Origin of the sequence: Mycobacterium sp. E2497 (assembly GCF_001668695.1) — a bacterium.
In the GTDB taxonomy this organism is placed as follows: Bacteria; Actinomycetota; Actinomycetes; order Mycobacteriales; family Mycobacteriaceae; genus Mycobacterium.
In genome coordinates this window covers 24388-49951 of record NZ_LZKD01000207.1, presented here as the reverse complement: position 1 = coordinate 49951, position 25564 = coordinate 24388, and the positions used below count along the sequence as shown (strand labels likewise).

The 25564-nt window shown below is 69.2% G+C and carries 26 protein-coding genes and 1 tRNA gene; 12 read left to right on the top strand and 15 right to left on the bottom strand.

Annotated features, from left to right (window positions below; translation table 11 throughout):
* The first annotated feature begins 101 nt into the window (after window positions 1–101).
* The 5 genes from ponA2 (at window position 102) to A5713_RS18870 (ending at window position 5488) form a co-directional block, all read left to right on the top strand.
* Window positions 102–2534, top strand: a complete 2433-nt coding sequence (gene ponA2, locus A5713_RS18890) for a transglycosylase/D,D-transpeptidase PonA2 (protein ID WP_067921446.1) — start codon at window positions 102–104, stop codon at window positions 2532–2534.
* Window positions 2535–2611: 77 nt separating this feature from the next.
* A complete protein-coding gene (locus A5713_RS18885; RefSeq protein WP_067921892.1) occupies window positions 2612–3571 on the top strand; it encodes a metallophosphoesterase in 960 nt (319 codons plus the stop codon).
* A complete protein-coding gene (locus A5713_RS18880; RefSeq protein ID WP_068097975.1) occupies window positions 3568–4695 on the top strand; it encodes a PLP-dependent cysteine synthase family protein in 1128 nt (375 codons plus the stop codon). The genes A5713_RS18885 and A5713_RS18880 overlap by 4 nt, the downstream gene beginning before the upstream one ends.
* A gap of 61 nt (window positions 4696–4756) precedes the next feature.
* Window positions 4757–4830: transfer RNA gene (locus A5713_RS18875), tRNA-Pro, on the top strand.
* Window positions 4831–4912: 82 nt separating this feature from the next.
* A complete protein-coding gene (locus tag A5713_RS18870; protein ID WP_068097974.1) occupies window positions 4913–5488 on the top strand; it encodes a hypothetical protein in 576 nt (191 codons plus the stop codon).
* Window positions 5489–5530: 42 nt separating this feature from the next.
* Here A5713_RS18870 and A5713_RS18865 read toward each other — a convergent pair whose 3' ends face one another.
* The 3 genes from A5713_RS18865 to A5713_RS18855 form a co-directional block, all read right to left on the bottom strand.
* Complete coding sequence (locus A5713_RS18865) at window positions 5531–5833, bottom strand: DUF4193 domain-containing protein (RefSeq protein WP_067922597.1); 303 nt, start codon at window positions 5831–5833, stop codon at window positions 5531–5533.
* 75 nt (window positions 5834–5908) lie between these two features.
* Window positions 5909–6199 (bottom strand): hypothetical protein, encoded by a 291-nt coding sequence (locus tag A5713_RS18860; RefSeq protein ID WP_067922594.1) that lies wholly within the window; start codon window positions 6197–6199, stop codon window positions 5909–5911.
* Between the two features lie 84 nt (window positions 6200–6283).
* Window positions 6284–6595: a hypothetical protein gene (locus A5713_RS18855; protein WP_231980516.1), complete on the bottom strand. Its 312-nt coding sequence runs from the start codon at window positions 6593–6595 to the stop codon at window positions 6284–6286.
* A 198-nt stretch (window positions 6596–6793) separates the two neighbouring features.
* Here A5713_RS18855 and A5713_RS18850 point away from each other — a divergent pair, with 198 nt between their 5' ends.
* Complete coding sequence (locus tag A5713_RS18850; RefSeq protein ID WP_068097972.1) at window positions 6794–7489, top strand: HAD family hydrolase; 696 nt, start codon at window positions 6794–6796, stop codon at window positions 7487–7489.
* On the opposite strand, the gene A5713_RS18845 is transcribed toward A5713_RS18850, so the two are convergent.
* Together A5713_RS18845 and A5713_RS18840 are read right to left on the bottom strand one after the other, a co-directional pair.
* Window positions 7454–7954, bottom strand: coding sequence for a DUF6328 family protein (locus tag A5713_RS18845; protein ID WP_068097971.1), 501 nt, complete (start codon window positions 7952–7954; stop codon window positions 7454–7456). The two genes, A5713_RS18850 and A5713_RS18845, sit on opposite strands and share 36 nt — an antisense overlap.
* 96 nt (window positions 7955–8050) lie before the next feature.
* A complete protein-coding gene (locus A5713_RS18840; protein WP_231980514.1) occupies window positions 8051–8419 on the bottom strand; it encodes an STAS domain-containing protein in 369 nt (122 codons plus the stop codon).
* A gap of 163 nt (window positions 8420–8582) precedes the next feature.
* Between A5713_RS18840 and A5713_RS18835 the strand changes: the two genes are divergently transcribed.
* From A5713_RS18835 to A5713_RS18810, 6 genes are read left to right on the top strand one after another with little or no spacing between them, the layout of a single operon-like run.
* Complete coding sequence (locus A5713_RS18835; protein WP_067922575.1) at window positions 8583–9485, top strand: STAS domain-containing protein; 903 nt, start codon at window positions 8583–8585, stop codon at window positions 9483–9485.
* 21 nt (window positions 9486–9506) lie between these two features.
* On the top strand, window positions 9507–9896 hold the full coding sequence (locus A5713_RS18830; protein WP_068061358.1) for an STAS domain-containing protein: 390 nt from the start codon (window positions 9507–9509) through the stop codon (window positions 9894–9896).
* Window positions 9886–10296: an anti-sigma regulatory factor gene (locus A5713_RS18825; protein WP_067922571.1), complete on the top strand. Its 411-nt coding sequence runs from the start codon at window positions 9886–9888 to the stop codon at window positions 10294–10296. The genes A5713_RS18830 and A5713_RS18825 overlap by 11 nt, the downstream gene beginning before the upstream one ends.
* The gene (locus tag A5713_RS18820) at window positions 10289–10915 is read left to right on the top strand and encodes a SpoIIE family protein phosphatase (protein WP_067922568.1); all 627 of its coding nucleotides are present in this window, start codon (window positions 10289–10291) and stop codon (window positions 10913–10915) included. Before A5713_RS18825 ends, A5713_RS18820 begins: the two co-directional genes overlap by 8 nt.
* On the top strand, window positions 10912–13125 hold the full coding sequence (locus A5713_RS18815) for a SpoIIE family protein phosphatase (protein ID WP_068097970.1): 2214 nt from the start codon (window positions 10912–10914) through the stop codon (window positions 13123–13125). Before A5713_RS18820 ends, A5713_RS18815 begins: the two co-directional genes overlap by 4 nt.
* A 49-nt stretch (window positions 13126–13174) precedes the next feature.
* Window positions 13175–14194, top strand: a complete 1020-nt coding sequence (locus A5713_RS18810) for an iron-containing redox enzyme family protein (protein ID WP_068097996.1) — start codon at window positions 13175–13177, stop codon at window positions 14192–14194.
* On the opposite strand, the gene A5713_RS27770 is transcribed toward A5713_RS18810, so the two are convergent.
* From A5713_RS27770 to selD, 10 genes are all read right to left on the bottom strand, one after another.
* Window positions 14142–14390: a CDGSH iron-sulfur domain-containing protein gene (locus A5713_RS27770; RefSeq protein WP_082973032.1), complete on the bottom strand. Its 249-nt coding sequence runs from the start codon at window positions 14388–14390 to the stop codon at window positions 14142–14144. The genes A5713_RS18810 and A5713_RS27770 overlap by 53 nt on opposite strands.
* Window positions 14387–15076 carry a HemK2/MTQ2 family protein methyltransferase gene (locus A5713_RS18805; protein ID WP_067922563.1) on the bottom strand — a complete coding sequence of 230 codons (690 nt, stop codon included), beginning with the start codon at window positions 15074–15076 and terminating at the stop codon, window positions 14387–14389. The genes A5713_RS27770 and A5713_RS18805 overlap by 4 nt, the downstream gene beginning before the upstream one ends.
* Before the next feature lie 99 nt (window positions 15077–15175).
* Entirely contained in the window at window positions 15176–15730 is a 555-nt protein-coding gene (locus tag A5713_RS18800; RefSeq protein WP_068097969.1) for a type 1 glutamine amidotransferase domain-containing protein, read from the bottom strand.
* 25 nt (window positions 15731–15755) lie between these two features.
* Window positions 15756–16928, bottom strand: a complete 1173-nt coding sequence (locus A5713_RS18795) for a zinc-dependent alcohol dehydrogenase (RefSeq protein ID WP_068097968.1) — start codon at window positions 16926–16928, stop codon at window positions 15756–15758.
* Window positions 16925–17854 carry an SRPBCC family protein gene (locus tag A5713_RS18790; RefSeq protein ID WP_068097967.1) on the bottom strand — a complete coding sequence of 310 codons (930 nt, stop codon included), beginning with the start codon at window positions 17852–17854 and terminating at the stop codon, window positions 16925–16927. Before A5713_RS18790 ends, A5713_RS18795 begins: the two co-directional genes overlap by 4 nt.
* A 152-nt stretch (window positions 17855–18006) precedes the next feature.
* A complete protein-coding gene (locus tag A5713_RS18785) occupies window positions 18007–18993 on the bottom strand; it encodes an LLM class F420-dependent oxidoreductase (protein ID WP_067928523.1) in 987 nt (328 codons plus the stop codon).
* Window positions 18994–19140: 147 nt separating this feature from the next.
* Window positions 19141–20232, bottom strand: a complete 1092-nt coding sequence (gene nrfD / locus A5713_RS18780) for an NrfD/PsrC family molybdoenzyme membrane anchor subunit (protein WP_068097966.1) — start codon at window positions 20230–20232, stop codon at window positions 19141–19143.
* Window positions 20233–20239: 7 nt separating this feature from the next.
* On the bottom strand, window positions 20240–21211 hold the full coding sequence (locus A5713_RS18775; RefSeq protein WP_068097965.1) for a 4Fe-4S dicluster domain-containing protein: 972 nt from the start codon (window positions 21209–21211) through the stop codon (window positions 20240–20242).
* The gene (fdh, locus tag A5713_RS18770; protein ID WP_231980519.1) at window positions 21174–24491 is read right to left on the bottom strand and encodes a formate dehydrogenase; all 3318 of its coding nucleotides are present in this window, start codon (window positions 24489–24491) and stop codon (window positions 21174–21176) included. The genes A5713_RS18775 and fdh overlap by 38 nt, the downstream gene beginning before the upstream one ends.
* A 58-nt stretch (window positions 24492–24549) precedes the next feature.
* Window positions 24550–25551 carry a selenide, water dikinase SelD gene (selD, locus tag A5713_RS18760; RefSeq protein WP_369804499.1) on the bottom strand — a complete coding sequence of 334 codons (1002 nt, stop codon included), beginning with the start codon at window positions 25549–25551 and terminating at the stop codon, window positions 24550–24552.
* Window positions 25552–25564 lie beyond the last annotated feature (13 nt).

The window sequence follows — 25564 nt, the reverse complement described above, 5'->3', positions numbered from 1 at the left end:
TTTATCGCGGCCCCGCGCGTAAAGCACCCGTCGATGACGGGGCGCAAAGTGGACGAACTCGCAGCGTGGCGGCGTGACTGGGGGCCGCTACTGTAGTAGCCATGTCAGACCGCCCCCCGGCCATCCTCACCATCCTCAAGCTTGCGGGGTACTGCTTGCTGGCCGGTGTTGTCGCCACGGCCCTGATGTTTCCGTTCGCGGGCGGCCTGGGGCTGATGTCCAACCGCGCCTCCGAAGTCGTCGCCAACGGCTCGGCCCAACTCCTCGAGGGCGAGATACCCGCGGTGTCGACGATGGTCGACGCCAAGGGCAACACCATCGCCTGGCTGTACTCCCAGCGCCGGTTCGAGGTGCCCAGCGACAAGATCGCCAACACGATGAAGCTGGCGATCGTGTCCATCGAGGACAAGCGGTTCGCCGACCACAACGGGGTGGACTGGAAGGGCACGCTGACCGGGTTGGCGGGCTACGCGCGCGGCGACGTCGACACCCGGGGCGGTTCGACCATCGAGCAGCAGTACATCAAGAACTACCAGTTGCTGGTGACGGCCAAAACCGACGCCGAGAAGCGCGCCGCCGTGGAGACCACCCCGGCGCGCAAGCTGCGCGAGATCCGGATGGCGCTCACCCTGGACAAGACCTTCACCAAACCCGAGATCCTGACCCGCTACCTGAACCTGGTGTCCTTCGGCAACGGTTCGTTCGGCGTGCAGGACGCGGCCCAAACCTACTTCGGCATCAACGCATCCGATCTCAACTGGCAGCAGGCGGCGCTGCTGGCGGGCATGGTGCAGTCGACCAGCGCGCTCAACCCCTACACCAACCCCGAGGGCGCGCTGGCCCGGCGAAACCTGGTGCTGGACACCATGATCGAGAACATCCCGCAGGAGGCCGACGCGCTGCGCGCCGCCAAGGCCACCCCGCTGGGCGTGCTGCCGCAGCCCAACGAACTGCCGCGCGGCTGCATCGCGGCCGGCGACCGCGCGTTCTTCTGCGACTACGTCCAGGAGTACCTGTCCCGCGCCGGGATCAGCAAAGACCAGGTGGCCCGGGGCGGCTACCTGATCAAGACCACGCTGGACCCCGACGTGCAGATCCCGGTCAAGTCGGCCATCGACCAGTTCGCCAGCCCGACGCTGCCGGGCATCTCCAGCGTGATGAGCGTGATCCAGCCCGGAAAGACGTCGCACAAGGTGATGGCGATGGCCAGTAACCGCACCTACGGCCTGAACCTCGACGCCGGCGAAACCATGCGGCCGCAGCCCTTCTCGTTGGTCGGCGACGGCGCGGGGTCGGTCTTCAAGATCTTCACCACGGCCGCCGCCCTGGACATGGGCATGGGCACCAACGCCACGCTCGAGGTGCCGGCGCGCTTCCAGGCCAAGGGCATGGGCAGCGGCGGCGCCAAGGGCTGCCCCAAGGACACCTGGTGCGTGGTCAACGCGGGCAACTACCGCGGGTCGATGAACGTGACCGAGGCGCTGGCCACCTCGCCCAACACCGCGTTCGCCAAGCTGATCCAGCAGGTCGGGGTGACCCGCACGGTGGACATGGCGATCAAGCTCGGACTGCGGTCCTACGCCGACCCCGGCACCGCGCGCGACTACAACCCCGACAGCAACGAAAGCCTGGCCGACTTCGTCAAACGGCAGAACATCGGGTCGTTCACCCTGGGCCCGATCGAGGTCAACGCGCTGGAGCTGTCCAACGTCGCGGCCACGCTGGCCTCCGGCGGCACCTGGTGCCCGCCGAATCCGATCGACAAACTGATCGACCGGCACGGCAACGAGGTCGCGGTGACCACCGAGACCTGCGATCAGGTGGTGCCCGAAGGGCTGGCGAACACCCTGGCCAACGCCATGAGCAAGGACGCACTCGGCGGCGGCACGGCGGCCGGTTCGGCCTCCGCCGCGGGCTGGAACCTGCCGGTGTCCGGCAAGACGGGCACCACCGAGGCGCACCGCTCCTCCGGCTTCGTCGGGTTCACCAACCACTACGCGGCGGCCAACTACATCTATGACGACTCCACGACGCCGACGGACCTGTGCTCGTCGCCGCTGCGCCATTGCGGCGAGGGCGACCTCTACGGCGGTAACGAGCCGGCCCGCACCTGGTTCACGGCGATGAAGCCGATCGCCACCAACTTCGGGCCGGTGCAGTTGCCGCCCACCGATCCGCGCTACGTCGACGGGTCGCCCGGCTCACGGGTGCCCAGCGTCGCCGGCCTGGACATCGACGCGGCACGCTCGCGCCTCAAGGAGGCGGGCTTCCAGGTCGCCGACCAGAACAACTTCGTCAACAGCACCGCCAAGCAGGGCGAGGTGGTCGGAACGACGCCGAGCGGTGCGACGATCCCCGGGTCCATCATCACCATTCAGGTCAGCAACGGCATCCCGCCGGCTCCCCCGCCGCCGCCGGAGGGCGCGCCACCGCCGGTCGGCTCGCAGGTGGTGGAGATCCCGGGACTGCCCCCGATCACCATTCCGCTGCTGGCGCCGCCGCCTCCGCCGGCCCCGGGGCAGCCACCGCCGTAGACCGGCACAGCCCGCCATTTCATGCTCGCCGCGCAAGCTTTGCGTTGCCAAAGCGCAACCGGCAGTAGGCTGCCAGCATGGCTGATGTTCTGCCCACGCTGATACGCGCCGGTGCCGCCGCGCTCGGTTCTGCCGTCGTCGGCATCGGTTATGCCGCCGTCGTCGAGCGCAACGCCTTCGTCCTGCGCGAGATAACCATGCCCGTCCTGACGCCGGGCTCCACGCCGCTGCGGGTGCTGCACATCAGCGATCTGCACATGCTGCCCGACCAGCGCCGCAAACAGGCCTGGCTGCGCGAGCTGAGCAACTGGGAACCCGACCTGGTGGTCAACACCGGCGACAACCTGGCGCACCCCAAGGCGGTGCCCGCGGTGGTGCAGGCGCTCGGGGACCTGCTGTCGCGGCCGGGTGTCTTCGTGTTCGGCAGCAACGACTACTTCGGGCCGCGCCTGAAGAACCCGCTGAACTATCTGACCAACCCGTCGCACCGGGTCCACGGTGAGCCGCTGCCCTGGCAGGACCTGCGGGCGGCCTTCACCGAGCGCGGCTGGCTCGACCTGACCCACACGCGGCGCGAGTTCGAGGTGGCCGGCCTGCACGTCGCCGCCGCCGGCGTCGACGACCCGCACATCGACCGGGACCGCTACGACACGATCGCCGGACCGGCCAGCCCGGCCGCGAACCTGCGGCTCGGGCTGACCCATTCCCCGGAGCCGCGGGTGCTGGACCGCTTCGCCGCCGACGGCTACCAGCTGGTGATGGCCGGACACACCCACGGCGGCCAGGTCTGCCTGCCGCTCTACGGCGCCCTGGTCACCAACTGCGGCCTGGACCGGTCGCGCGCGAAGGGCCCGTCCCGCTGGGGCGCGCACATGCAGCTGCATGTCTCCGCCGGGATCGGCACCTCGCCGTTCGCGCCGGTGCGCTTCTGCTGCCGGCCCGAGGCCACGCTGCTGACGTTGATCGCCACCCCCATGGGCGGACGCGACTCGGCCAGCGACCTGAGCCGTTCGCAGCCAACAGTTTCGGTGCGTTGAGCCAGCGGACCCGGATCGCGGTCCGCAGCCGCTCGCGGTGCTGGACGGACGACGCGGTCCGGCTGATCCACGCCGACGCCCGCCGCAGCGCCGACACCCACCTGCTGCGCTACCCGCTGCCGTCGGCGTGGGGCCAGGATCGCAGCGGTGTCGGCGGCGATGTCGATGTGGCGCTCTACCTCAAGGACGAGACCACGCACATCACCGGCAGCCTCAAGCACCGGCTGGCGCGGTCGTTGTTCCTGTATGCGCTGTGCAACGGGTGGATCAACGAGGGCACCACCGTGGTCGAGGCCTCGTCGGGCTCCACCGCGGTGTCGGAGGCCTACTTCGCCGCCCTGCTGGGCCTGCCGTTCGTGGCCGTGATGCCGGCGTCCACCAGCTCGTCCAAGGTGGCGCTGATCGAAGCCCAAGGCGGCCGTTGCCATTTCGTGCGCGACTCCTCCGAGGTGTACGCCGAGGCCGAGCGGGTCGCCCGCGACACCGGCGGGCATTACCTGGACCAGTTCACCAATGCCGAACGCGCCACCGACTGGCGGGGCAACAACAACATCGCCGAGTCGATCTTCGACCAGATGGCCGAGGAAGCGCATCCGGTCCCGGAATGGATCGTGGTCGGTGCGGGCACCGGCGGCACCAGCGCGACGATCGGCCGCTACATCCGCTACCGGCGGCACGCCACCCGGCTGTGCGTCGTCGACCCGGAGAACTCCGCGTTCTTTCCCGCCTACGCCGAGGGCCGCTGCGACGTCGTGGTGTCCGGGTCCTCTCGCATCGAGGGCATCGGCCGGCCACGGGTCGAGCCGTCGTTTCTGGCCGACGTGGTCGACCGCATGGTCTTGGTCCCCGACGCGGCGTCCGTCGCCGCCGCCCGCCACGTCAGCGCCGTCCTGGGGCGCCGGGTGGGGCCCTCGACGGGCACCAACGTGTGGGGCGCGTTCGGGCTGCTCGCCGAGATGGTCGCCGAGGGCCGCAGCGGTTCGGTGGTCACGCTGCTCGCCGACAGCGGCGACCGCTACCAGGACACCTACTTCAACGACGAGTGGGTCAGCGCGCAGGGACTCGATCCGAGTGGCCCCGCCGAGGCGTTGACGGAGTTCGAGCGCTCCTGCCGGTGGCCGTGACCCGCCACGCCGCGATTTGGCCAGCCGCTGGGCCGGTGCGATAGGCTGTCGGAGCTTCAAGCGGGGTGTGGCGCAGCTTGGTAGCGCGCTTCGTTCGGGACGAAGAGGCCGTGGGTTCAAATCCCGCCACCCCGACTCAATGGTGTTAGCTGGTACGCCGGCCGGCACCGGCGGCTGACACTGCGGCGCCGCGGGTTTGCCATTAAGCTCTGCCCGCATGGCGCTGGTAAGCCCGTCGCCCGGGCAGGGCCACCCGCGCGGGCCCGGCCAACGGGTCAGGACATTTGCTGATCCCGCGGCGGGCAGCGGCGGCCGCTTACACCCCACCCTGGCCGAGGTCGCGCAGCGGCAGCAGGAGATCCGGACGTGGGAAGCGCTCAACGTCGGCGGCTACCGGTTCGCCAAACCGGGCACCATCATCGGCGCCCTGATCTCTGCGGTGCTGGTCATTCTGGTGGTGACGCCCCTCCCGCCGAACTGGCCGTGGGACATCCCGACGATGATCTTGGCCATCTTCACCGCGGTGGCGACGGTGACCTGTGGCCTGCTGTGGTTCGACAAACCGCACTCGCCTCCGCCGCCCGAGCCGTTGATGATCGTGCCGTTCTCGCGCGCGGAGAACCTACAGCTGATGGCGGGCCAGCCCGTGGAGCCCTACCGCGCCATCTGCGCGTGCCCCGGCTGCGGCGACACGTCGGCCCATCTAATCCGCGAGCCGGCCCCGGACGAACCAGCCTGGGCGATGGTCACCCGGCGGTGCGCCGTGTGCGACCGCGAATGGGCGCAGACCTGAATCGATTGTGCGGCAACCACTTCCCCAGCGGCAGTGCCGATGTCAGGCGCAGTCGGCGCAGATCGACAGGCCCGCGTTCGAGCTGCGCAACCGGCTACGGTGTTGCACCAGGAAACAGCTCGAGCACGTGAATTCGTCGGACCGTTGGGGGATCACGGTCACCGACAGCTCTTCGCCGGACAAATCGGCGCCGGGCAGCTCGAAGAAGTGCACATCGTTGGGGTCCTCGTCGACCACCGCGGTGGCGGGTCCGTGCAGGGTCGGCGCCAATTCGCCGATGGCGGACTTGTCCTGGGTGTCGGAGTCGGAGGCGCGGCGTGCGTCATAGTCGCTTGCGGCCGGCATGGCGGTTCCTTCCTGCTGATGAACCCGGGCTGACGCACTTTCCTGTACTCACCCGTGGCGCAGGGCGTACCCCATTCAGGCGCGCGTTACACCGATCGGCTGCAAAAAGTTGCGCCGGCGGACCTTGAGTCGCCGCATGCGCCGGGCCACCGCGGGGTAATGCGCCAGCGCCAAGCCCAGCCACGGCGCGACCACGGACACGATCAGCGCCGCGATGCCGATTCCCTCGTGGCCGATCAACAGCTCGAACAGGCCGATCGCCAAGCTCACCGCCCAGACCCCCACGGCGGCGAGTCCGAGCAGCGCGAAATCCCGCCCGTACTCGACCGGGTAGTTTGCTGCTCGCAATGAAACGGGCGCGACCATGATCCGCTTCTACCCGGTCATGGCAACAAATAAACGCCGGATCCGGTGGCAGCGCGCCAGCCGGTGTTCGTTAGCTCACACCGGTCAACCGCTCGGCGGCGGGGCGGGCTTGTCGGAATGCGCGGCGTGCCAGGCAAGTTCGGCGTCGCGCACCCTGCGATGTGCGCGCAGCAACCACACGGCGCTCGCCGCGCCGAGCACGACGGCCAGGATCACGGCCGTCACGCCCGCGGCCAAATGACCGGTCGCCAAGGCGAACAAGCCGACGATGAGGGCAACCACCGCTACGGCCGAGCCGGCCAAACCGGGGGCGTTCGCGCCGTAGGTGAGGGTTTCGCCGGCGTGCCGGCGGGCGGTCCGATGGTGATCGACCGGGTCGCCGTTGTGGTAATTCACCTGCACTCCTCGTGAGAAAGATTGTGCTCCAATGTGATTCGCGTGGCACTGCGGTTCGGCGCTCGACCGCCGGCCGAGCCGGCCATCCCGCGGCAAAGGAGCCGCAACCGCTCACCCACGCCGGTTACCCGCCGCCCCCGGACCCAAACGACTCCGCGCGCCGGTGTCAGCCGGCTCCGGCCTGGGTATGCCGCGCAGATGAAACCCGCCGTTCTCTTCGACGTCGACGGAAGCCTGGTCGACTCCAACTATCTGCACGTCTACGCGTGGCAGCGCGCCTTCGACGCCGAGGGTCTGCCCGTGGCCGCCTGGCAGATCCACCGCTGCATCGGCATGGACGGTTCCACCCTGGTGCGCACGCTGTCCCGGGACGCCCCGGACGAGGTCCAGGAGCGGCTCAGCGACGGGCACAGCCGCTACTACCGGGAATGCACCCCGCTGCTCGCGCCGCTGCCCGGTGCCCGGGCGCTGCTGCGCCGCGTCGCCGAGCTCGGCGTGCAGGTCGTGCTGGCCACCTCGGCACCCGACGACGAACTGGAGATCTTGCGCAAGGTCCTCGACTGCGAGGACGTGATCTCCGCAACGACGTCGTCGCGCGACGTCGACACCGCCAAACCCGAACCCGGCATCGTGCAGGTCGCGCTGGACCGGGCGGGGGCCGACGCCGGCCATGCCGTGTTCATCGGGGACGCGGTCTGGGACGCGCACGCCGCGGCGGGCGCCGGATTGCCGTGCATCGGCCTGCTCAGCGGCGGCATCGCCCGCGAGGAGCTGCAGGCGGCGGGCGCGTCACCGATCTTCGCCGACCCGCAGGACCTGCTCGAGCACCTGGACTCGACTCGCATCGCCGAACTCGCGCTACATGCCGCGGGTGCGGAGCAGCAGCGGCAGTAGCCACCAGAACAAGGTGAACAGCGTCAGCGCGCACGCGCCGGCGACGACGCCCGGGCTGGTGCCGGCCACCGCGGTGAAGACGACGACAGTCACCCCGGTCAGCGCCAGGCCCAGGAGGCCCAGCCCGGCGTACGCACAGCGGTGCGCGGCGGACACCAGCACCTGCAGACGATGGCGCCGGAACAACAGCCGATGCATGCCGACCGGGGCGATCAACAGCACGGTTGCCCCCACCGAGCAGCCCACCGTCGCGAGATAGAGGTTGCGCATCGCCGGGGCCAGGACGTCGAACCGCTGCTGGAACGGCAGCGTCAACAGGAAACCGGTGAGCAGCTGCACACCGGTCTGCACCACGCGCAGCTCCTGCAGCAGGCTGTTCCAATTGCGGTCCAGCCGTTGGATTTCGGTCTCGCCACGCTCGCGACTGTCCCACCGCTGGTCGCCTTGCGGATTGTCGACGTCCATAGCGCTGATCATCGCACCTGGCGCGTGCGGCAGCGCCGATTCGGCGATTTTACCCAAATGCCTTCGCGCGCAGGCCATCCCGGCCGCGCGACGCGCCTAGCGGTTGATGTTGTCGTCGCGCACCGCGGTCAGCGCGTCGTCCAGCGTCGGGTACAGCGGGAAGGTCTTGTCCAGGCCGGTCAAATGAATGGGCCTCCTGGTCGCCGGACCGCGTGCGACCACGCCGAACCCCGTCGCCGTGCCCAGCTTCTCGTAGGTCGCCGCCAGGATCTTCAGCCCAACCGAACCGAGAAACTCCACCGCGGAAAGATCGATCACCAACGCCGCCGGATTATCCGCAACCACCGCGCCGATGGCCTGTTCCAGGGCCGGAGCCGTGACCAAATCGATTTCGCCGCTGACACTGACCACCGACACCCCATCGTGGTCCTCAACCAACGTGGTAATCGAATCAGGAGCTGACAATGGCAATCCTTTGTCCTGGGCTTCAGGGTGTGGTGCAAGCCTAGCCTGCGTTGCGGACTGCGAGAAGAATATGCCCTCAACACCTGCCCCGCGGCAACCCAGGCTAGTCTCGCAAAATCGAGCCTGCACACGGCGGGGCGCGGACCGGCACCTGGGAGGCCACATGTCAGATTCGCCGGCGGAGTTCAGCGGCGCGGGCGCCACCGTGCAGGCAGTCGGTATTTCCAGCGAGGGCCTGTTACCCCAGCTCGTCCAGCACCTGCGGCAGAACCGCACCGTCCTGCGCGAGGAGTGGGCGCGCCGGATCACCGAGGCCGAACTGCTCACCGCGATGACGCCGGAGGAGCTGTTCTCCGAGGCGACGGCCGTCTACGACAACTACGTGGAGGTGCTCGAGACCGGTAGCGTCGAGGCGCTGCAGGCCTACGCGCGCGACCTGTCGGAGCGCATCATTCCGCGGGGCGTGGAAACGGACGAGGTCGTCGGCATCGTGCTGCTGCTGCGCGACGTGCTCGCGCGTTCGTTGTTCGAGAAGTACCAGACGGAATTCGACATGCTCAACCGGGTTCTGGACGCGTACGAACCGGCAGCCAACCGCATCGCCAACACCGTGGCGGTCAGCTTCGTCCAGGAGCGCGAACGCATCATCCGCCAGCAGCAGGAGGCGATTCGCGAGCTGTCCACGCCGGTGCTGCAGGTGCGTGAACAGCTGCTGATTCTGCCGATCATCGGTGTGCTCGATTCCCAGCGCGCCCGCCAGGTCACCGAACAGCTGCTGAGAGCCATCCGCGCCAACCGCGCGAAGGTGGTGGTCATCGACATCACCGGTGTGCCCACCATCGACTCCACGGTGGCCAACCACCTGGTGCAGACGGTCGACGCGTCGGGGTTGATGGGCGCCAGCGTCATCATCACCGGCCTGTCCTCCGAAATCGCCCTGACGCTGGTGACCATCGGCCTGGACCTGTCGAAGATGAACGCCGTCGGCGACCTGCAGGGCGGCATCGAGGAAGCCGAGCGGCTGCTGGGCTACGAGGTCACCCGCACCGGCGAGCAGACCGGATAAAAAGAGGAACACGAGCGCCCCATGCCGGTACCGATCCTGAAACAGGGTGCGATCCTCATCGCCTCGGTGCAGGCCGCGCTCAGCGACTCCGACGCCGAGCGGCTTCGCTATGACCTCATGGAGCGGGTCAGCCGGTTCCGCGCGCAGGGCATCATCGTCGACGTCACCGCCATCGACGTGATGGACTCCTTCGCGGCCCGGTCGCTGCGGACGATCGCCCACATGACGCGGCTGCGCGGCGCGGACACGGTGATCGTCGGCCTGCAGCCCGAGGTGGCCTTCGCGATGGTTCAGCTGGGCCTGGCGTTCGACGACATGAATACGGCGCTGGACCTCGAGGAGGGCCTGGCCCTGCTGAATCGCCAACTGGCGCAGCGGAAACCGGCGATCGGGCGCGACGGTGGAGACTGACATCGTCGTCGACATCGACAATTCTGACGACATCGTCGAAGCCCGCAAAGCCGGACATCAACTCGCACTCGACCTGGGATTCTCGCTCACCGACGTCACGATGATCGCCACGGCGATCTCCGAGATCGCGCGAAACATCACCAGCTACGCCGGTCGCGGCGTGGTCAGGGTCTTCGTCGCCGACCGGGAGGGCCGCAAGGCCCTGGTGGTGCGCGCGGAGGATCAGGGACCGGGCATCGCCGACATCGAGCGGGCGATGGAGGACGGGTATTCGACCGGGCGCGGGCTCGGCATGGGCCTGCCCGGCTCGCGACGACTGATGGACAGGTTGTTCGTGGAATCCGCGCTCGGCCGGGGGACGGTCGTCGAGATGTGGAAATGGGTTCCGCCCCATGCGTGAGAACGGCCGTTTCGGGCCGATCGAGTGGGCGCGGGCGGGTCGTCCCCTGCCCAGTGAGTTCACCTCCGGGGATCGGGGCATCGCGGTCGACGTCGGCGGCGAGGCCGCCCTGTTCGGCGTGGTGGACGGCCTCGGCCACGGTCCGGAGGCCGCGACCGCGGCGCTGCGGGCCGTCGAAGCGGTCAAACGCTCCAGCGGTGAGCGGATCGAGGTGTTGATCCAGCTCTGTCACCGGCTGCTCGCCGGGACCCGAGGCGTCGCGATGACCCTGGCGCGGGTCGACTTCGCGGCCAACACGCTGACGTGGACGGGCGTCGGCAACGTCACCGCCGACCTGGTGGCCAAGGCCCCCACCGGCATCCAGGTGAGGTCCAGTGCGCGGCTGACCGCGGGCATCGTCGGCTATCGCATACCGGAAATCAGGCCCGCGCAAGTGATTTCGATGCGTCCGGGTGACCTGCTCGTGATGAGCACCGACGGAATCGCCGAAGACTACCTGGACCACATCGACTTCGCCGCGCCCGCCGTCGCCATCGCTGAGGAGCTTCTCGGCAAGGACGCGAAGGAAACCGACGACGCCATGGTGCTGACCGCCCGGCACCGGGGAGCCTCGACATGAGCGACGACGACTTCCACGCCCGGTACGCCGCGGCGTTGCGTGCCTATATGGAGGCGCGCGACGAGGACAGCCTGGCTGTCGCGTATGAGCTCGGGCGCCGGGCGTTGCAAGAAGACGTCAGCCTGCTGGGCATCATCGAGCGCCACGTCGAGCTGATCCTCGAACTGGCCAAGGACATCCAGATCGACGCACCGATCGCGCTGGAGTTCCTGCTGCAGATGCTGGTGCCCCTCGACATCGCCACCCGCGGCTTCCTGGACGGCACCAGGCGCTACGCGCGCGAGCGCGCCCGCGCCGAGGGGCTGGCCGACCGCGACAAATTCCGCACCGCGCTGGTGAATTCGTTGCAGGAGGGCTTTTTCGTCGCCGACCACGAGGGCTCCGTCGTCGAGATGAACAACGCCCTCATCGAGATCCTCGGCTATCCCGCCGAGAACCTGCCGTACCGGTGGCCGCATCCGTGGTTGGTCGACCAACAGGGCGCCACCCAACAGCAGGCGCTCGTGCGCAGCATCGGCAGCACCGCGTACGAGACGCCGATCCGCCATCGCGACGGGCATCTGGTCTGGGTGACGGTGAGCATCAACGCGGTCCAGGGCAGCGGCAGCGACCAAGACGTCTTCGTGGGAACGATCCGGGACATCACCGCCGAGCGGGCCTTCGCCGCGCGGGAAAGCGCGGTCCTGCGTCTGGCCACGGCGGTGGCGGTGGCCAAGAGCGTGGACGAGCTGCTGTCCATCACCCTCGCCGAGTGCACCGCGGCGATCGACGTGCAACGGGTGATCGCGATCTCCTGGCCGGCCACCGGGGGAGAACCGACCGTCCAGGTCGCCGGCGAACCGTCCGAGACCTCCTGGCGCACGCTGGATCCCTGGCTGCGTCACACCTTCGAAGACGCGCGCCACCAGCTGCCGCTGACCGCCAAGACGGTCGAGCGACCCGACAGCCCCGGCAAGGCCCAGGGATTGGTGGCGGTGCTCTCCGGCGCGGGCGACGTGGCCCTGTGGCTGGAGCTGCGCTCACCGCGCTGGGTCAGCGCCGAAGACCGGCTGCTGATCACGGTCCTCATCGGTCACCTCAGCCTGGCCATGCAACACGTCCGCCAGTTCGAGAGCGCCCGCGAGACGTCGCTGACGTTGCAGCGCGCCCTGCTGCCGACCATGGAACCGCCGCCGGGCTTCGCCGTGCGCTACGAGCCCGCCGTCCCGCCCCTGGAAATCGGCGGCGATTGGTATGACGTGCTCCCGATCGGCGATCACCGCATCGGCATCGTCGTGGGTGACTGCGTGGGCCGCGGCCTGCCGGCGGCGGCGGTCATGGGGCAGCTCCGCAGTTCGGCGCGGGCGCTGTTGATCAATGGGGCCGAGCCCGCGCTCTTGCTCGAGCAGCTCGACTCGGCCGCGTCGCTCATCCCGAATGCGTACTGCACCACCGTGTTCCTGGCGATCCTGGACACCGAATCCGGGGTCCTGCAGTACAGCAACGCCGGTCACATGCCCGCCGTGCTCGTCGGCTCGGAGCCCGGCACGGTGATGATGCTGACCGACGCCTCGTCGGTGCCGCTGGCGGTTCGTCGCACGGAGCCCCGCCCGCAGGCCAGCCGGGTGCTGCCGCCCGGCTCGACCCTGATGCTGTTCACCGACGGGCTGGTCGAGCGCAAGCACGAGTCCATCGACGACGGGATCAATCGGGCGGCGGCGGTTCTGGCGAAGACGACGACGTTGCCGTTGGATTCCGTCGCCGATGCGGTGTTGCGTGAGTTGGCTCCCGCTTCGGGGTATGACGACGACGTGGCCATGGTGATCTATCGGTACCGGCAATCCCCGCTTCGCATCGAAATTGAGGCCGGGCCAGACCAATTGGCCAGCATTCGGCACAGGTTGGCCGACTGGCTGCGCGCCGCGGGCCTGCCGGACGAACTGGCCGCCGACATCGTGCTGGTCGCCAACGAGGCCTGCACGAACTGCGTCGAGCACGCATACTCCGGGCAGGCGCCGGGCACGATGTCGCTCGACGTCGAACTCGCGGACGGGGAAATCCGCGCCCGGGTCACCGACCACGGCTCCTGGAAGGAACCGGCCGTCAACCCCGGCAACGGCGGGCGGGGCCTGCTGCTGATGAGGGCGCTCAGCAGCACGCTGGAGCTCGATCACGGCCCCGACGGAACCGCCGTCGACCTCACCTTTCGCCTGCCGGCCGAGGCCGGCTAGGGGTGGCACCGCACCGTTTGTGGCCCCTGGATTGCGGGTAGTCGTGAGCGTGACCCGCGCATCGATCTCGACCGAACCCGTCCTGCCTGCGGCACACGGGCCGTTGTCGACAGCGGTTCGTCGCGCCCTGACGGGGCCGCCGTCGCATGACCACCTGACGCGCATCGGCGCGTCGGTGCGCGATTCGGATCCCTACGGCCTGGACCTGCAGCTGGCGCTGTGCATGTGCTACGAGTTGCACTACCGCGGATTCGCGGGGGTGGATCCGGCCTGGGAGTGGAATCCGGCGCTGCTGGCCCTGCGCGCCGAACTGGAACGCGTCTTCCTGGCCGGTGTGCGCCGCGACGTCGGGCCCATCGCGGACGACCAGACCGCGGCCGCCGAAATGGAGGCCATCTCGGTCGAACCGGCCGACGGCACCGGCCCGTCGTATTACTTGCGCGACACCGGAACGTGGCAGCAGATGCGCGAATACTTCGTGCACCGCTCGGTGTATCACCTCAAAGAGGGCGATCCCCACGCGTGGGCGATCCCGCGACTGATGGGTGTCGCCAAAGCGGCTTTCGTGGCAATCGAATTCGACGAATACGGCGCCGGGCGGGGCCCCCGGTTGCATCAGCAGCTCTTCGCCGACCTGATGGCGGCCGCGGGCCTCGACACGACGTACCTGGCCTATGCGGACGTTGTCACCGCCGAGGCGCTGGCGGCGGTGAACCTGATGTCGCTCTTCGGGCTGCACCGCGAGTTGCGCGGCGCCGCCATCGGGCACTTCGCGTCAACCGAGATCACGTCACCGCCGGGGTCCCGGCGCATGGTGCAAGCCCTGCAGCGGATGGGGGCGCCGTCCGCGTGCGTGGAGTTCTACGCCGAGCACGTCGAGGCCGACGCGGTGCACGAACACGTGGTGCGCATCGATGTCGTCGGGGACCTCGTCGCCCGGGAGCCACAGCTCGATCGCGACGTTGTGTTCGGGATCCGCGCGCATGCCGCGGTCGAAAACCGGTTGGCCGACGCCGTTATGGCGTCGTGGCAGCAGGATCGGACGTCGTTGCGGAGGGCGCTGGACTAAGCGTCCGCCGGGACAGATTCCGGCATCGCCGGTGGCTGGTGTCGCACAACGGATAGTTGTCGCTGCGCCGGCAGGTGCAGATGGCGACCATGAACCGGTCGGATTCGACGACCTCCCCGTCGGGCATCTCGATGCTCACCGGGCCGGCCACGAGCACCGGTCCGCCCACAACCACCTGTACCCGGGTGCCGCTCATCGCTTGTCCGCCCGGATCACGATCAGCTCCTCCTCCCGGCGGCCGGGCGGTATCAACCCGCCGCTCTGCAGCCAGGCCGCCCGCGCCGTCATCACGGGGCCGAACGGTATCCATTTCGACGCAACGACTTTCGCGTCCATGCCGGCCCATTTCAGCGCGTCCAGCGATTGCTGGACACCGGCCAGGGCCGAGTGCACCAACAGCAGGGTTCCGCCGTCGCACAACAACTTCGGCGCCGCTTCGCACAGCGGATCCAGCACCATCCGCCCGTCCGGGCCGGCGTTCCACGCCCACGACGGCCCCGCGCTCACCGGGATCGCCGCCGTGTCGTCGTGCGGCGGTGCGGGCACGTACGGCGGGTTGGACACGACGACGTCGAACGGCGCGCAGTCCAGTGCGTCGCTCCACGTGCCGTTGCGGACGTCGACGTGCACGCCGGCGGCGACGGCGTTGCCGCGCGAACAGCCCACCGCCTGCGGACAAATGTCGAAGGCCGTGACACCGGCGGCGCCCATTTCGGCGGCGGCGATCGCGACAAATCCGCTGCCCGTGCACAAGTCGAGAACACGCCGGCCCGGTATGAGTCCGCTTTCTGCCATTACGCCCACCAGCAATCGGGAATCATCTTGCGGCTGATAAACGTTCGAGGCAGCAGAAACAACGGGTCCGGGATATGTTGTGGTCAACTTTGGCCTTTCGACGGATCGCCGCGGCGATCACTGCTTGGCCTGTGTAATGCCCGCAAACCGGTGGCTTCAAACGGAGTGCGGGAAGGCCCTTTTCGGCTAACCCGCAGGCGCGTGTGCTAATTGCTGCACGGTGGTCGCGCAAAACGCGGGGAGGTCCTTGGGTGATCGACTGGTGATCAGATTGCCGTCGACGACGACCTCCTCGTCCACCACGTTCGCCCCGGCGTTGCGAAGGTCGGTGCGGATGGACGGATACGACGTGAGCGTGCGGCCCTTTGCCACGCCGGCTTCCAGCAGCGTCCAGGGACCGTGACAAATCGCGGCGACCGGCTTTCCGGAGGCGGCGAAGTCGCGCACGAAGGACACGGCGGAGCTGTCCATCCGCAGCTTGTCCGGGTTGACGGTGCCGCCGGGCAGCACCAGGCCGTCGAATTCGGAGACCGATGCGTCCGAGACTGCCCGGTCGACTTCGAAGGTTCCGGCCGGCTCCAGATCGTGGTTGCGGGCCTGGATTTCGCCGGTTTTCAGCGAAAGCAACTCGACCTGGGCGCCCGCTCCCTCGAGCGCCGAACGGGGTTGTTCGAGTTCTACCTTCTCGACGCCATCGGCGGCGAGAATCGCGACTTTCTTGCCCTGCAATTCATTTGCCACGGCGATTCCCCTTCCTTACTTCCGGTCAACTCGGATTGAGGATGACTTTGGTGCAGCCGTCCTCTTTGTTCTTGAAGATCTCGTATCCGTGCGGCGCCTGATCAAGGGTCAGGTGGTGGCTGACGATGATGGTCGGGTCGATGTCGCCGTTGCGGATCCGGTCCAGCAGCGGCCGCATGTAGCGGTGCACGTGACACTGGCCGGTCTTGATGGTGAGCGACCGGTTCATGACCGCCCCGATCGGGAACTTGTCCATCAGTCCGCCGTACACCCCGATGATCGAAATCGTGCCGCCGTTGCGGCAGCTCATCGCCGCTTCCCGGATGGCATGCGGGCGTTCGGTTTCCAGGCGCGCCGCCTGCTTGACGCGGTCATAGGCGTCCACCGGGGCAGACCCGCTGCGCGCTTCCATGCCGGCGGCGTCGATGCAATGGTCGGGTCCCCGGCCGGCGGTGATGTCCCGAAGCTCCTCGAGGACCGGCGTCTCGGCGAAGTTGACCGGTGTGGCGCCGATCTGCTTCGCCAATTCGAGTCGATACGGAACGCGGTCGACGGCAATGACTTTCGATGCCCCGAGCAGATACGCGCTCATGATCGCGAACAGGCCGACCGGGCCCGCACCCCACACCGCGACCACGTCGCCAGGGGTGATGTTGCACATCTCCGCGCCCATGTATCCGGTCGGGAGGATGTCGGACAGGAACAGGACCTGCTCGTCGGTCAGGTCGTCTTCGATCCTCAGCGGGCCCACATCGGCGAACGGCACCCGAGCGTATTCGGCCTGACCGCCGGCGAAGCCGCCGAGCATGTGCGAGTACCCGAACAGGCCGGCCGGGGAGTGACCCATGAATTTCTCGGCGATTCCGGCGTTCGGATTGGAGTTCTCGCATAGTGAGTACAGGTCGCGCCGGCAGGCAGAGCATGCCCCACACGCGATCGGGAACGGCACCACCACCCGATCACCGACGGCCAGGTTGTTGACCGCCTTGCCGACTTCGACCACCTCGCCCATGAATTCGTGCCCGAGCACGTCGCCGTGCTTGACGGTGGGGATGTAGCCGTCGTACAGGTGAAGATCGGAACCGCAGATCGCCGTGGAGGTGATGCGCACGATGGCGTCGCGATCGTTGAGAATCTTGGGGTCCGGAACGGACTCCACCCGGACGCTGTTGCGGCCCGCGTAGACGGTGGCCCTCATAGGCTTGCTCCTTTGTTGGGTTGAGCGGGCCGCTGGTGCAGCTGCCCGGCCGCCGCGGCCCCTTCGGGGGACCCGTCCGAACGCAGCACCTGGCCGGTTTCGAGAATCTGCTTGAAACGCCGGAGGTCGTCGTTCACTTGTTGTTCGGGGGACTCGCCGAACAGGCTTGCCGCGGCCTTTCCGAACAGGCCTCCGGGGATGTGATAGCCGATCCTGACGCGGACTTCCGTGCCGTCGCCGGTGGCGGTCGGCGTGAACTCGACGCTGCCGCCGTTCTCGATCACCGAGCCGGGCAGCGACTGCCACGCGATCCGCCTATTGGTGTCGTCCTCGGTGATCTGCGCGTCCCACTGCACCGACTGTCCGGCCGGGGCGTTGGCGACCCAGTGCGACTGTCCGTCGGCGCCGGGGGTGACCTCCTGCAGGTGGTGCGTGAAGCTGGGCAGGTTTTCCAGGTCGCGCCAAAAGCGGTACACCTCCTCGGGCGGGCGCCGCACGGTGACCGCCGCGCGCAGGGTGCGGTGCCGAGCCTTGTTGACGTGCCGGCCGCCGCCGTTGACCGTGCGCAGGGCCGTGTACACGTCGAGCCCCGCTATGCCGGTGAGCAACACCGCCGAGATGGCGCCCTGCCGTCGCCGCCCCGGGCCGCGCGCGGCCGCCCCGGCCACCAGCAGGCCCATGTCCAGGACGTCGCCGACCACCCGGGTCCACACCAGCTTGTCGGGACCGGCCAGCAGCGCCGCACCGTGGCCGCATTCCCGCGTGCCCAGCGCGCGGATGACCCGCCGCGACCGGGCGGTGTCGTCGACACCCGCCACTGCGGCAACTTTTCCGGGGGCCACCAACTCGCTCAGGCCCAGTCCGAAGCTGGCGCCGCTGAGCGCCTTCACCAGGGCCGAGGTGGTGTTGGCGGATCCATTGCCCATCGTCAGCTCTCCTTGCCTTGCGGCGAACACAAATCGGTCAAAGTTGCTGGCGGACAGCCGCTTTGCAGATCGTTCGCGCGCCACACCGGCCCGTACTCGGTGGACGCGCGATTGAGGCCGGATACCCGGGCCGATACCGCCCAAACGTGGGATCAGTTTGCTGCGCTGCGCAGTGCGGCAAGCAAAGGTTCGGCGGCTTCTTTGAGGAAGAGGTCCTGGGATTCCCCGCCGACCTGGACCAGCGCCACGTCGGTGAATCCGGCCTCCCAGTAGGGCCGGACGGCCTCGACGATCGCATCGAGGTCGGGCCCGCAGGGGATGGACTCGGCGACGTCTTCGGGGCGGACGAATTGGGTCGCGCCGGCGAAGCCGGCCGGCGTCGGCAGGTCGGCGTTGACCTTCCAGCCCCCGGCGAACCAGCGAAACTGGTCATGGGCGCGTTGGATCGCGGTGTCGCGGTCGGGGTCCCAGCACACGGGGATCTGGCCGACGACGCGGCCGCCGCCGGCGAGGTTGCCGGCCTGCCGCGCGGCGTGCCAGGCGTCGACGAGCTCCCCGTCCGGCTCGACCGCAACGAAGTGGTCGGCCAGCCGGCCGAATTTGTCGATGGCCTTGGCGCCGCCCATCGCCACCGCGATGCCGACCGGGACCTCGGGCACGTCCCACAAGCGTGCGGAGTCCACCTGGAAGTAGTCGCCGCTGAAGTTCACCAGCTGGCCGCCGAACAGCTCGCGGATGATCTTGATCGCTTCGCGCAGCATGTCCTGCCGGCGCTCGACGGTGGGCCAGCCCCGGCCGACGATGTGCTCGTTGAGGTTCTCGCCGGTGCCGAGGCCGAGCGTGAACCGGCCATCGGACAGGATCTGCACGGTGGCGGCCTGCTGGGCGACGACGGCCGGGTGATACCGCATCGTCGGGCACGTCACATACGTGTAGAGGTCCACCCGTTCGGTGGCGTGCGCCACCGCGCCCAGCACGGTCCAGGCGTTGGGCGCATGCCCCTGCGATGTCAGCCAGGGGGAGAAGTGGTCGCTGCACACCTCGAAGTCGAAGCCGCGCTCTTCGGCGGAAACAGCTTGGCGGACAAGGTCTTTGGGTCCACTCTGTTCGGTCATCAGAGTGTAGCCAAAATGCGTCATGCTGCTATGGTTACCCCGGCCCGCCGGGCGCAAACCGCCGCGCCGGGCCACCCCCGTCGCGAGCGTAACGGCACTGCGAAAAATGGGGCCCAGAATCGCGGTGACGTTACGCTCGCGACCTGGGGCCCCTGCGCCTTAGCGCACCGCTCAGCCCGCGGTGGTGATCGAGTCCCCCGTGACACCCGCCGCGCGGCGCGCCGCCAGCCGGCGTTTCTGCGGCTCGATCGTGTAGCGGGGGTGGCGCGCCGATTCCAGCCCCGCCTCGAACACGCCGAAACGGGTCAGCGCTGACGCCGTCGCCAGCGCCAGGCCGGACACCGCCGCGACGGCGCGGTTGCGGCCCCCGAGCAGCGTGCCCAACCCGCCGGCGATCACCAGCCGTTCGCTCCACCGCAGCATCCGGCCCGGGGCGCCGTGGTGCAGCGGTTCGGCGGCGACCGGGTCCATCCGGCGCTCCATCAGCCTCGTCGCCACCAGGTCACCGATCACACCGAGCATGGCCAGTGTGCGGGCCGGGCCGGCCTCGTCGACCGGGGTGGTGAGCATCGCCAACCCCGACGCGGCCAGGCTCGCCGAACTGACGAACACGAACGGCAGGTCCTCGTGGGCGGCGTTCCAGGTCGGCGTCGCCGTGTCGGAAAGCAGCACCGCGGTGTAGACGGCCAGCGGCGGGGCGAGGAGCGCCGCCTCCAGGCCGGCCGGCCCCTCGACGGCGCGCAGCACCGGCCGCAGCGGCCCCAGCGGTAGCCGCTCCCCCGTCATCCGATCGACCTCGGACGCGGCGGCCACCCCGATCCCGGCGCTGAAGGAGGTCAGGATCCACGAGCCGAGGTTCATCGGCGAGGTGAGCTTGAACGTGCGCAGCATGTGCAGGAACCGCTCGGGCCGGCCCAGGTCCTTCACCAGCGCGACGAGGCTCAACAGGACGGCCGCCAAGCCGGTGAGGCGGGTGTTGCGGCGCAGCCTGGTGCGGCCGGTGAGCTGCGCGCCGGCCGCCAGCAGGCCGGAGCCGCCCGCGACGCCGCCCAGGAACAGGTACGCGGCCACCTCGGACTCCCAGGGCGGCGGCTTGACCACCGGACGCCCGTAGTAGGAGCTGAATTCCGCTTCGGGCACCATCGGCGTCTCGCGGGAACCATCAAAACTCCTGCCGCCGCCCCGGCGGCCCCTGCGCTGCCGCTTGCGCCGACCGCCGACGGGCTCGGGCGGGCGCAGGCTGTCGTATTCCGAAGTGCTCATGGGCTTTTCACCGGCCTTTCCAGAAGGCCAGCGCCGCGGCGGCGAACATGCCCGCCGCGGCCACGCCGGCTCGTTTGAACATCTGGGGCAGGTCGGCCGTGCACACCCGCGGGTCCGGCGGCAGGCCGTAGACCTCGGGCTCGTCGAGCAGCAGGAAGATCGACCCGGTGCCACCCACGCCGTCGTGTTCGTTCGCCCCGTAGAGGCGGGCCTCCGTGAGCCCCTGGGCGCGCAGCGCGGCCACCCGTTCCCGCGCCGTGATGACCAGGTCGTCGTGGTCGCCGAACTTGATCGACGTCGTCGGGCAGGTCTGGGCGCACGCCGGGATCTGGTCCTCGACCAGGCGGTCGTAGCACAGCGTGCACTTCTGGGCGACCCCGGTGGCGAACTTCTCGGTCGGGCGGCCCGGCCGCTGCGCGGGCGTCGCGTAGGTGCCGTCGCTGCGGCGTTCGACCACGCCGAACGGGCACCCGGCCACGCAGGTGCCGCACCCGTTGCAGACGTCGTCCTGCACGACGACCGTGCCGAACTCGGTGCGGAACAACGCACCAGTCGGGCAGACGTCCAGGCAGCCGGCGTGCGTGCAGTGCTTGCACACGTCCGACGACATCAGCCAGCGGAACTCCGGGGTGTCGGGCGGGGTGAGGTCCGGCTCCGACGCGGCACCCGGCAGCGCCGGCATGCCCAAATCGGTGAGGGCGCGCCCGGATTCGCGCGCCTCCTCGATGCGGTCGCGGTCCTGCTCGATGAAGGCGACGTGCCGCCAGGTGCTGGCGCCCAGCGCGCCGGTGTTGTCATAGGACGAACCCAGGAGCTCCAGGTCGCCGTCGCGGGGGTTGCGGTTCCACTCCTTGCACGCGACCTCGCAGGCCTTGCAGCCGATGCAGATCGAGGTGTCGGTGAAGAAGCCCTTGCGCGGCTTGGGTTCTGCCCAGCCCGCGTCACTCGTCGGGTCGGTCGGTCCGCTCAGCTGACCCATCGGCTCCCCCTTCCCAGACGCCGTCGTCGATCCGCACGTTGCCGGTCTCGGTGGTGGCCCCCGAGCGGGACTGATACTCGGCGATCAGCCGCAGCAGATCCTCGCCCTGCGGCCGGCGCCCCGGCCGGATGTCACACGAGCCGGCCTTGGACTCCTGGATCTGCACGTTGGGGTCCAGCGTGATGCCCAGCAGATCGTTGGCCGCGTCCCCGCTCACGACGGCGTCACCGCCGACGCCCCAGTGATACGGCAGGCCGATCTGATGCACGGTGTGACCGTTGATCACCAGCGGCGCAACGCGTTTGGTGACCAGCACCCGCGCCTCGATCGCCGCGCGCGGCGAGACGATGGTGGCCCACCCATACGGCTCGAGGCCACGTTCGGCGGCCAGCTCCGGGGACACCTCGCAGAACATCTCCGGCTGCAGCTCCGAGAGGTAGGGCAGCCACCGGCTCATCCCGCCGGCGGTGTGATGCTCGGTGAGCCGGTAGGTGGTGAACACGTACGGATACACGTCGGCACCCGGCTCGCCTGCGCTGGGCGCGCTCAGATTGTCCTTGCGCGGGAAGGTGATTCGTCCCGGGTTGCGCTGCTGGGGGTACAACGCGTTGGCGACCGGGGACTCCTGTGGTTCGTAGTGCGTGGGCAGCGGGCCGTCGACCAAGCCCTTCGGCGCGAACAGCCACGCCTTGCCGTCGGCCTGCATGATGAACGGGTCGTCCCCGGCGAGCGCGTCGGGACCGCCGACGTCGGGATCGGGCCGGCTGCCCGGCGCCCGGTCGGCCACGAAGTCGGGCACGTCATACCCGACCCAGCGCCGCTGGTCCGCGTCCCACCACACGTATTTCTTGCGTTCGCTCCACGGCTTGCCGTCCGGGTCGGCCGACGCGCGGTTGTAGAGGATTCTCCGGTCGGCGGGCCACGCCCAGCCCCACTCGTGCTGGCTCGGCGAGTCACCGCCGCGCGGGACGCGGCGGGCGGCCTGGTTGGTGGCGTTCGCGTAGACGCCCGTGTAGATCCAGCAACCGGCGGCGGTCGACCCGTCGGCGCGCAACTCGGTGTACGACGACAGCGGCGCGCGGTCGGCGGTGTGATACCCGTTGATCTCGGCCAGCACGGCTTCGCCGTCGGGCTCGCCGTGCTCGTCGGTCGGGTAGTCCCACGTCAGGTCCAGCAGGGGCCGGTCGCGCTCGTCGGTCGACCCGGCCAACCGCTGCCTGATCCGCCTGCCGAGTTCGAAGAAGAATTGCAACTCGCTCTGACACTGGCCCGGCGGCTCGACGGCCTTGTGGCGCCACTGCACCAGGCGCTGGGTCTGGGTGAACGATCCGGCCTTCTCCACGTGCGTGGCGGCGGGCAGGAAGAACACCTCGGTCTCGATGTCCTCCGTTTTCAGTTCGCCCGAAGCGATTTCGGGCCCGTCCTTCCACCAGGTGGCCGACTCGATGAGGTTGAGGTCGCGCACCACCAGCCACTTGAGGTGGGACATGCCCATCCGCTGCATCCGGCCGTGCGCCGACCCGACCGCGGGGTTCTGGCCGAGCAGGAAGTAGCCCTCCACCTCGTCGGCCAGCATGCCCATCACGGTCTGGTAGGTGCCGTGCGGCCCGGACAGCCGCGGCAGGTAGTCGTAGGCCCAGTCGTTGTCCTTGGTGGCCGCCTCCCCCCACCACGCCTTGAGCAGGCTGATCGCATAGGTGTCGGAGTTGGCCCAGAACCCCTTCTGCTTCTTCGATCCCACCGCGTCGAGATAGTCGGCCAGGGTGTCGTGCATGCCGGCCTTGGGCATGGGCAGGTAGCCGGGCAGCAGGTTGAACAGCGTCGGGATGTCCGTGGAGCCCTGGATGGTGGCGTGGCCGCGCAGCGCCATGATGCCGCTGCCCGGCCGGCCCACGTTGCCCAGCAGGAGCTGCAGAATGGTTGCGGTGCGGATGAATTGGGCGCCGAGGGTGTGCTGCGTCCACCCGACGGCGTAGGCGAAGCAGGTGGTGCGCTCGCGCCCGGAGTTCTCGACGATGGAGTGCGCGAGGTAGTCGAAATCCGCGCGGCTGATGCCACAGACGTCGGTGACCATCTCCGGGGTGTAGCGGGCGTAGTGGCGCTTGAGGATCTGGAAGACCGTGCGCGGGTGCTGCAGGGTTTCGTCCCGCTTCACCCGGGCGTGCGCGAGCGGCGGGCCGCCGCTGCCGTGCTCGTCGCCCGCCGCGCTCGGTGACGCGGTGGCACCGTGCGTGTGGTCGCCGCCGGCGGACTCGATCTGGCCGTTGCTCTCCTGCTCGTACGCCCACGTCGAGGTGTCGTACTGCCCGGTCTCGGGGTCGAAGCCGGAGAACAGGCCGTTCAGATCCTCGGTGTCCCTGAACTTTTCGTTGATCAACGTGGCGGCGTTGGTGTAGGCGACCACGTACTCCTTGAACCACAGATCATTACCGAGGATGTGGTTGATCAACGCGCCGAGCAGCACCACGTCCGAACCGGCCCGGATCGGGATGTGTTTGTCCGACACCGCCGAGGTGCGGGTGAAGCGCGGGTCCACGTGGATCACCCGCGCGCCGCGGGCCCGGGCCTCCTCGACCCACTGGAAACCCACCGGGTGGCACTCGGCCATGTTCGAGCCCTGGATGACGATGCAATCGGCGTTCGCCATGTCCTGCAGTGTTTGGGTGGCGCCGCCGCGCCCGAAGGAGGCTCCCAGACCGGGAACCGTGGCGGAGTGTCAAATGCGAGCTTGGTTCTCGATCTGAATGGCGCCCGCGGCGGTGAAGAGCTTCTTGATGAGGTAGTTCTCTTCGTTGTCCAGCGTCGCCCCGCCCAGCGCGGCGATGCCCATGGTGCGGCGCAACAGGTTGCCCTTCTTGTCGATGTCCTGCCAGGTGTGGCGGCGGGACTCGACGAACCGGTCGGCGATCATGTCGATCGCGGTGTCCAGCTCGAGGGGCTGCCATTCGGTCGCCCGGGGGGCGCGGTAGAGCACCTGCAACTGCCGGCCGGGCGAGTTCACCAGCTGTTCACTGGCAGCACCCTTGGGGCACAGGCGGCCTCGCGAGATCGGCGAGTCCGGGTCGCCCTCGATCTGGACCACCCGTTCGTCCTTGACGTAGACCCGCTGCCCGCAACCGACCGCGCAATAGGGGCAGATGCTCTGCACCACGCGGTCGGCCGTCGTCGTGCGCGGCGTGACGGCGCGGGTGCGCTTCGAGGTCACGGCCGAGCCGCGGCCGAGCTTGTCGCCCGAACGCAGCTGACGTACGACGGGCCACTCGAGGAAAAGCTTCCGCATGTCTTTTTTCGGGGCCATGACCACCACCCTAGTGCGCGGCGCCGAAACCCCGCTCGGTTCACCGCACCACGATCGTGTGCTCGCCGCGCGGCACCAGCTCACCGATCACCGGGGCGCCCGGTATCTCACCGGCGACCAGCAGGCCGCCCGAGGTCTGCGCGTCGGCGAGCAACAGGGCGTCGGACTCCCCGACCGCGGACAGGTCGGCGTGCGGGGCCACCCAGTCGAGGTTGCGGCGCGTGCCCCCGCTGACGTAGCCGGCCGCCAGCGCCTCCCGGGCCCCCTCCAGGTAGGGCACCGCCGCCGCGTCGACGATCGCTGTGACGCCGCTGGCCCGCGCCAGCTTGTGCAGATGACCGAGCAGCCCGAAACCGGTGATGTCGGTTGCGCATTCGGCGCCGGCGGCCAGCGCGGCGGCGGCCGCCTCGGCGTTGAGGGTGGTCATCACCCGGATGGCCTGCTCGAAGCGCTCCCCGGTGGCCTTGTGCCTGCTGTTGAGCACGCCGACGCCGAGCGGTTTGGTCAGCGACAGCGGCAGCCCGGGCTTCCCGGAGTCGTTGCGCAGCAACCGGTTCGGGTCCGCGATCCCGGTGACGGCCAGCCCGTATTTGGGTTCCGGGTCGTCGACGCTGTGCCCGCCGGCGAGGTGGCAGCCGGCCAGGCCGCAGACGTCCAGGCCGCCGCGCAGCGTCTCGGCCGCCAGTTCGAACGGCAGCACGTCGCGCGGCCAGCCCAGCAGGTTCACCGCCACCACCGGGCGCCCGCCCATCGCGTAGACGTCCGACAGCGCGTTGGTGGCCGCGATGCGCCCCCAGTCGTAGGCGTCGTCGACCACCGGGGTGAAGAAGTCCGTCGTCGCGATCAGCGCCGTGCCGTCGGCGATCCGCACCGCGGCGGCGTCGTCGCCGTGCTCCAGCCCGACCAGCAGCTCGCCGACCGGGTCGCGCGGCGCGCTCACCCCCAGCCCGCGGACCACCTCCTCGAGCTCGCCGGGCGGGATCTTGCACGCGCAGCCGCCACCGTGGGCGTACTGAGTCAGCCGGTAGGTCACGGGATACATAATTGTCGGCATG

Excerpts from the sequence above, each read along its gene's own strand:
- ponA2 (WP_067921446.1), top strand. The coding sequence starts at position 102 with ATGTCAGACCGCCCCCCGGCCATCCTCACCATCCTCAAGCTTGCGGGG.
- A5713_RS18885 (WP_067921892.1), top strand. The coding sequence starts at position 2,612 with ATGGCTGATGTTCTGCCCACGCTGATACGCGCCGGTGCCGCCGCGCTC.
- A5713_RS18870 (WP_068097974.1), top strand. The coding sequence starts at position 4,913 with ATGGCGCTGGTAAGCCCGTCGCCCGGGCAGGGCCACCCGCGCGGGCCC.
- A5713_RS18865 (WP_067922597.1), bottom strand. The coding sequence starts at position 5,833 with ATGCCGGCCGCAAGCGACTATGACGCACGCCGCGCCTCCGACTCCGAC.
- A5713_RS18860 (WP_067922594.1), bottom strand. The coding sequence starts at position 6,199 with ATGGTCGCGCCCGTTTCATTGCGAGCAGCAAACTACCCGGTCGAGTAC.
- A5713_RS18850 (WP_068097972.1), top strand. The coding sequence starts at position 6,794 with ATGAAACCCGCCGTTCTCTTCGACGTCGACGGAAGCCTGGTCGACTCC.
- A5713_RS18845 (WP_068097971.1), bottom strand. The coding sequence starts at position 7,954 with ATGGACGTCGACAATCCGCAAGGCGACCAGCGGTGGGACAGTCGCGAG.
- A5713_RS18835 (WP_067922575.1), top strand. The coding sequence starts at position 8,583 with ATGTCAGATTCGCCGGCGGAGTTCAGCGGCGCGGGCGCCACCGTGCAG.
- A5713_RS18830 (WP_068061358.1), top strand. The coding sequence starts at position 9,507 with ATGCCGGTACCGATCCTGAAACAGGGTGCGATCCTCATCGCCTCGGTG.
- A5713_RS18820 (WP_067922568.1), top strand. The coding sequence starts at position 10,289 with ATGCGTGAGAACGGCCGTTTCGGGCCGATCGAGTGGGCGCGGGCGGGT.
- A5713_RS18815 (WP_068097970.1), top strand. The coding sequence starts at position 10,912 with ATGAGCGACGACGACTTCCACGCCCGGTACGCCGCGGCGTTGCGTGCC.
- A5713_RS27770 (WP_082973032.1), bottom strand. The coding sequence starts at position 14,390 with ATGAGCGGCACCCGGGTACAGGTGGTTGTGGGCGGACCGGTGCTCGTG.
- A5713_RS18795 (WP_068097968.1), bottom strand. The coding sequence starts at position 16,928 with ATGAGGGCCACCGTCTACGCGGGCCGCAACAGCGTCCGGGTGGAGTCC.
- A5713_RS18790 (WP_068097967.1), bottom strand. The coding sequence starts at position 17,854 with ATGGGCAATGGATCCGCCAACACCACCTCGGCCCTGGTGAAGGCGCTC.
- A5713_RS18785 (WP_067928523.1), bottom strand. The coding sequence starts at position 18,993 with ATGACGCATTTTGGCTACACTCTGATGACCGAACAGAGTGGACCCAAA.
- nrfD (WP_068097966.1), bottom strand. The coding sequence starts at position 20,232 with ATGAGCACTTCGGAATACGACAGCCTGCGCCCGCCCGAGCCCGTCGGC.
- A5713_RS18775 (WP_068097965.1), bottom strand. The coding sequence starts at position 21,211 with ATGGGTCAGCTGAGCGGACCGACCGACCCGACGAGTGACGCGGGCTGG.
- selD (WP_369804499.1), bottom strand. The coding sequence starts at position 25,551 with ATGTATCCCGTGACCTACCGGCTGACTCAGTACGCCCACGGTGGCGGC.